This is a genomic window from Streptomyces sp. MnatMP-M17, from assembly GCF_900091995.1.
GTDB lineage: Bacteria > Actinomycetota > Actinomycetes > Streptomycetales > Streptomycetaceae > Streptomyces.
The window spans coordinates 1-4,741 of sequence record NZ_FMDK01000730.1 but is presented as its reverse complement, the minus strand read 5'-3'; the positions used below and the strand labels follow the sequence as shown (position 1 = coordinate 4,741).

Genomic DNA, 4,741 nt, shown 5'->3' with positions numbered 1-4,741 from the left:
CGCCCCCCGCTTCGCCTTCCGCGAGGCGCGGTGGCGGGACTGCGAGCTCGTCGCCGTACGGGCCTGGCGCCGCCCGGCACGCGAGAACCTGACGCACCCGCCGGCCCCGCCGGCCGACGGAGGCCGGGCGGCACACGCAGACGACCGGGCGAGGGAGTACCGACAGCAGGCGAACGCGTACATGGACCAGGCCCTGGCCGTCATCGACGACGAATACCCGGACGTCGTCCTCCGGCGAAGGCTGATGGAAGGCACGGCGCGCCGGACGCTCCTCGACGCGACGGCAAGTGCCGATCTGCTGGTCCTCGGCGCGAAGCGGCGGCGCCCGGCCCTCGGTCTCCGTCTCAGCCGTGTCCAGCACGCGATGCTGCATCACGCGGCCTGCCCGGTCGCGGTGGTCCCGGCCACGGACTGACCACGGACCGAACGGACGCCACGAGCCGAGCAGGGACCGAGCAGGCAAGCCGCCGCGCCGCGCGCACCCCGCGTGGCCTTCGGGTCAGGACTGGTCGTCCCCGCCTCCATGGGCCGGTCGGCACTCTCCCTGAGTCGGCACAACACCATTGGATGGGCCGTGTCCCATAAAGACCCGGTCGGAGGCTTCACGTAATGGTCATGTCGGACGAGTGGCGGAACCGCCCGCGCACCAGGGTCGTGGGCCGGACCGTGGTGGTGGAACTGCACGGAGAAATCGACATGCTGACCGCCCCGGGCATAAGTGACCATCTCGACTCGCTGACCACCGCCCCGGAGACCGATATGGTGATCGACCTCCAGCATGTGGAATTCATCGATTGCAGCGGGCTTTCCGTCCTGTGCCGGACACGTCGTCGTATACAGGAACGCGACGGCAGACTGACACTGGTCGTCACCAATCCGTACATCATCAGAACACTGCGGTTCGCCGGTCTGATGGGCGCCTTCGACGTGGTCGACAGCGATCCGACCACGCCCACCTGATCAGACCTGATCAGCCCTGTCCGGACGCCGTCCCAAGCGCGTGTACGCACCCATAAAAGGGGCAAAACGGGTGCATGAACCTTAAAGAACCATGGGTGGACCACCCGGTGGACCACCCTACGATCGGCCCCGCCGAGCGGCCACGCGGTGGCCGTGGGCTGCTGGCCATCCCTGTTCTGCTGGTCGTGGCGATCACCGCGGCCTGTCTCTATATGCCCGCGCACACCCATCTGGGCCCGCTGGTGATCATCGCGCCCGCCTTCGCCGCCTCCTTCGCCCGGCCACGGGTGACCGCGCTGATCGGAGCGCTGGCGGTGGCGGCGCTGGCCCTGATCGTCACGGTCCATGGCTGGCAGGCCACGACCAACCCGATGGCGCAGCTCATCTCGGTGGCCCTGCTCTCCGTCCTGGTGGTCCTGTACTCCTCGGTGTGGCAGCGGCGCGGCCATGAGCTGAGCCGGGTGCGTTCGGTGGCCGACGCGGCACAGCGCGTTCTGCTACGGCCGCCGCCTCGCCGGATCGGGCCGCTGCGCGTCGCCTGGCTCTATCTGACGGCCGAGGACGAGACACGGATCGGCGGCGATCTGTTCGCGGTCACCCGCGGGCCGCACACCGGCAGCCTGCTCGGCAGTATCTCCACGAGCCTCGCGCCCTGGGCCGCCCGCGCCGGAGCCACTACCTGTTCGACACCGACTCCGGCACCGACACCGACGCCGGAGAAGCGACGCCTCCCCCGACCACGCCGCCTCCGGCCCGCTGACCGCCCACTGACCGCCCGCTGATCCCGCCTGCCGTCTGATCCAGCCTGCCGTCACCAACCGCCCTGCCACCGCACCGATTCACCCATCCACCGATTCACCCGACTCAGGTGCGCTGATGGCAACTCGACCGACATCGCGCCGATATGCGCCGGACAAAGATCGCCGTTTCCATGCTCAGGCCAAAGGTTTGCAACGCCTCGCAAGGAGCCTACGATCGACGCCAACTCCCCGGCGCGCACGGCGTTCCGCCGACGTCACGCCATAGCCCTCGCCACCGCCGCGCTGATGGTCGCCGGTACCGTCTCTCTGACCATGACCAGAGCCGACGCGACCGCTCACCGTCCCGAGAGACCGCTCTCCGTCGACCTCGAAACCGCGACCGTCGCCGAGCTGAACGGTCTTCTCGACTCCGGCAAGCTCTCCAGTACCAGGCTCACCGAGGCCTATCTGGAGCGCATCCGGGCCCTCAACTCCCAAGGGCCCTCGCTCAATGCCGTACGGTCCGTCAATCCCGACGCCATGAAGGAAGCCGCAGCCGCCGACAAGATACGGCGCGGCAAGGGCCCGCACAGCCCGCTCCTCGGCATACCGGTCCTCGTCAAGGACAACATCGATGTCGCGGGCATGCCGACCACCGCGGGATCCGTGGCACTCGCCGACTCGTATCCCGCCAAGGACGCACCGATCGTCGCGCAGTTCCGCAAGGCGGGCGCGGTCATCCTCGGCAAGGCCAATCTCACCGAGTTCGCCAACTATCTGACCTCCGGAATGCCCGGCGGCTACAGCTCGCTGGGCGGGCAGGTGCTCAACGCCTACGACGGGAGCCAGTCGCCGAGCGGCTCCAGCGCCGGTTCGGGCGTCGCGGCGTCGGCCGGCCTCGGCGCCGTCACCGTGGGCACCGAGACCTCCGGCTCCATCCTCAGCCCCGCGTACTCCAACTCCGTGGTCGGCATCAAGCCGACGGTCGGACTGGCAAGCCGTACGGGCATCGTGCCGATCGCCGCCAGCCAGGACACGGCGGGACCGCTCACGCGTACGGTCGCCGACGCGGCGGCCACGCTCACCGCCCTGGACGGCAAGGACCGGGAGGATCCGGCCACCGCCGCCAATCCGCTCGTCGGGCACGACTTCACCAAGGATCTGTCCACGACCGCGCTGCGAGGAGCCCGTATCGGCGTCGTCGCCAGCCAGATACCGGCGACGGGAACCGACAACCGCGCTCTCTGGGACGCGGCCGTCACCGCGCTCAAGTCCCGGGGCGCGACGCTCGTCGATGTCACCCTGGACACCTCGGGCCACAGCTCGACCGTCCTGTCCTACGAGTTCAAGCGCGATCTGAACGCGTATCTGGCCAGGCTGCCGAGGAAAGCCCCGGTGAAGAGCCTCGCCGACATCATCGCCTACAACAGCGCGCACGCCTCCGAGGCGTTGAAGTTCGGGCAGGTCAACGCGCTCAACTCCCAGGCCAAGGACCTCTCCCCGGACAGCGCGGACACCGCCCTCTACCAGGCGAACCGCGCACAGGACCTCGCCGACAGCAAGGACCGTATCGACGCCGTCATGAAGGACAACGGCCTGACGGCGCTGCTCTTCGCCAACAGCGGCAGCGCGGGCATCGGCGCGAAGGCGGGATATCCCTCCGTCAGCGTCCCGGCCGGCTATCAGGCCGCCAACCGGCGGCCGTTCAGCATCTCGTTCCTCGGCCAGGCGTGGAGCGAGCCCACGCTCGTCGGTTACGCCTACGACTACGAGCAGGCCACCAAGCTGCGCCGGCCACCGTCGGTGATCAATCCGGCGGCGTACCGCTGCACCGCTCTCACCGGCTTCAAGGAAGCCTGCGCGCCCTGAGAAACCTGCGCGCCCTGAGGAACCTGCGCGCCCTGAGGAATCAGGGCGCGCATCAGGGCCGCGGCATCAGGAGCTGAGCGAGCGCACCAGCATCGGCGCTCCGAGCTCCTGGTGTCCGCCGCTCGCCAGCATCCGCACCTCTCCTCGGTCGCTGATCTCCGCGCGTACGATTCCGGTCTCGTCCTCGTAGACCGGGAATCCGCCGGCGCCGGCCTCCGCGGTGCGCCGGACGATCACCACGTCGTCCTCCACGGCGGATGCCTGGAACACCAGCTCGTAACTCTCCGGATAGTCGTCCATCGGGGCCTCCCGACAAGGCTCTGGCAGGGGCCTGTGACCTGCTTCCCACCCATGGTTACCCAGACACGCGGCCCGCGCCTCATGAGAACGCCGGCGGGCGGGCCGGATCTCAGCGGACGCTGAGCCAGTGCGGATCGGGAACGACCGTCAGGATCGCCGAGAGCACGACGACCACGGCCAGCAGAGCCAGCTCGGCGCGGGCGGGAGGGCCGGCGTCCCGGTCGTGGCGCAGCCGGTGGCGGGCGGTCAGGGCCAGCGCGCTCACGACCGCGACCAGGACGAGTTTGGCGATCAGGACACGGCCGTACGCGGTGGTCAGCACGACATCCGCGGGAAGCCTGCGCACGGTGGAGAGAGTGCCGGTGGCGGCCAGGGCCGCGAAGAGCCAGACGGCGAGACGGGCATAGCGGGCCAGCACCGCCCTGGCAGCGGCCGGATCGGCGCGTCGCAGCCAGCTCGTACGCAGCACATACAGCAGCCCGCCGGTCCACAGCGAGGCCGCGGTGACATGGACGACGGTCAGCGCGATGCCGATCATCGGTGTGTACGGCTCCGGGTGCGCCCGGAGCGCCTCCGCGCCGATCACCACGGCCAGCGGAGCCAGGGCCCAGGACGGGCGGTTCATCGCGACGCAGCCCGCGGCCAGCAGAAAGCCGTTGGCCATGGCGAGCAGAAGCCGGCCCTCCACGGTGCCGTACACCGTGGTGACGTCGAGTCCGCTGACGGCGGCCAGCAGCGCGATCTGCGCGGCGGAGGCGACGGCACCGGTCAGCGCGGCCGGGAACGCCCAGCCGCGCGGGGTAGGTCCGGCACGGGCGAGCCGGGCGCCGGCCAGCTCACCGAGCTGGAGCGCGAGGGCGGCGAGAGCGGTG

The 4,741-nt window shown here is 70.0% G+C and carries 6 protein-coding genes; 4 read left to right on the top strand and 2 right to left on the bottom strand.

Annotated elements, in window-relative coordinates; genetic code table 11:
* The 4 genes from GA0115259_RS29365 to GA0115259_RS29350 all read left to right on the top strand — a co-directional run.
* On the top strand, positions 1-415 hold a 415-nt coding region (locus GA0115259_RS29365; protein ID WP_141716735.1), incomplete at its 5' end, for a universal stress protein.
* 200 nt (positions 416-615) lie between these two features.
* Positions 616-960 carry an STAS domain-containing protein gene (locus GA0115259_RS29360; protein ID WP_237540578.1) on the top strand — a complete coding sequence of 115 codons (345 nt, stop codon included), beginning with the start codon at positions 616-618 and terminating at the stop codon, positions 958-960.
* Between the two features lie 74 nt (positions 961-1,034).
* Positions 1,035-1,742: a hypothetical protein gene (locus GA0115259_RS29355; protein WP_141716734.1), complete on the top strand. Its 708-nt coding sequence runs from the start codon at positions 1,035-1,037 to the stop codon at positions 1,740-1,742.
* Positions 1,743-2,033: 291 nt separating this feature from the next.
* Complete coding sequence (locus tag GA0115259_RS29350) at positions 2,034-3,569, top strand: amidase family protein (RefSeq protein WP_093602634.1); 1,536 nt, start codon at positions 2,034-2,036, stop codon at positions 3,567-3,569.
* 66 nt (positions 3,570-3,635) lie between these two features.
* Here the strand turns inward: GA0115259_RS29350 and GA0115259_RS29345 are convergent, their stop codons facing one another.
* Together GA0115259_RS29345 and GA0115259_RS29340 are read right to left on the bottom strand one after the other, a co-directional pair.
* The gene (locus GA0115259_RS29345; protein ID WP_093602626.1) at positions 3,636-3,869 is read right to left on the bottom strand and encodes a DUF6296 family protein; all 234 of its coding nucleotides are present in this window, start codon (positions 3,867-3,869) and stop codon (positions 3,636-3,638) included.
* A gap of 109 nt (positions 3,870-3,978) precedes the next feature.
* Positions 3,979-4,741 (bottom strand): CopD family protein (locus GA0115259_RS29340; RefSeq protein WP_107469285.1); only part of this gene is annotated, 763 nt, incomplete at its 5' end.

Bases quoted from the DNA above. Each gene is read 5' to 3' on its own strand.
- GA0115259_RS29360 (WP_237540578.1), top strand. From the start codon at position 616: ATGTCGGACGAGTGGCGGAACCGCCCGCGCACCAGGGTCGTGGGCCGG.
- GA0115259_RS29355 (WP_141716734.1), top strand. From the start codon at position 1,035: ATGAACCTTAAAGAACCATGGGTGGACCACCCGGTGGACCACCCTACG.
- GA0115259_RS29350 (WP_093602634.1), top strand. From the start codon at position 2,034: ATGACCAGAGCCGACGCGACCGCTCACCGTCCCGAGAGACCGCTCTCC.
- GA0115259_RS29345 (WP_093602626.1), bottom strand. From the start codon at position 3,869: ATGGACGACTATCCGGAGAGTTACGAGCTGGTGTTCCAGGCATCCGCC.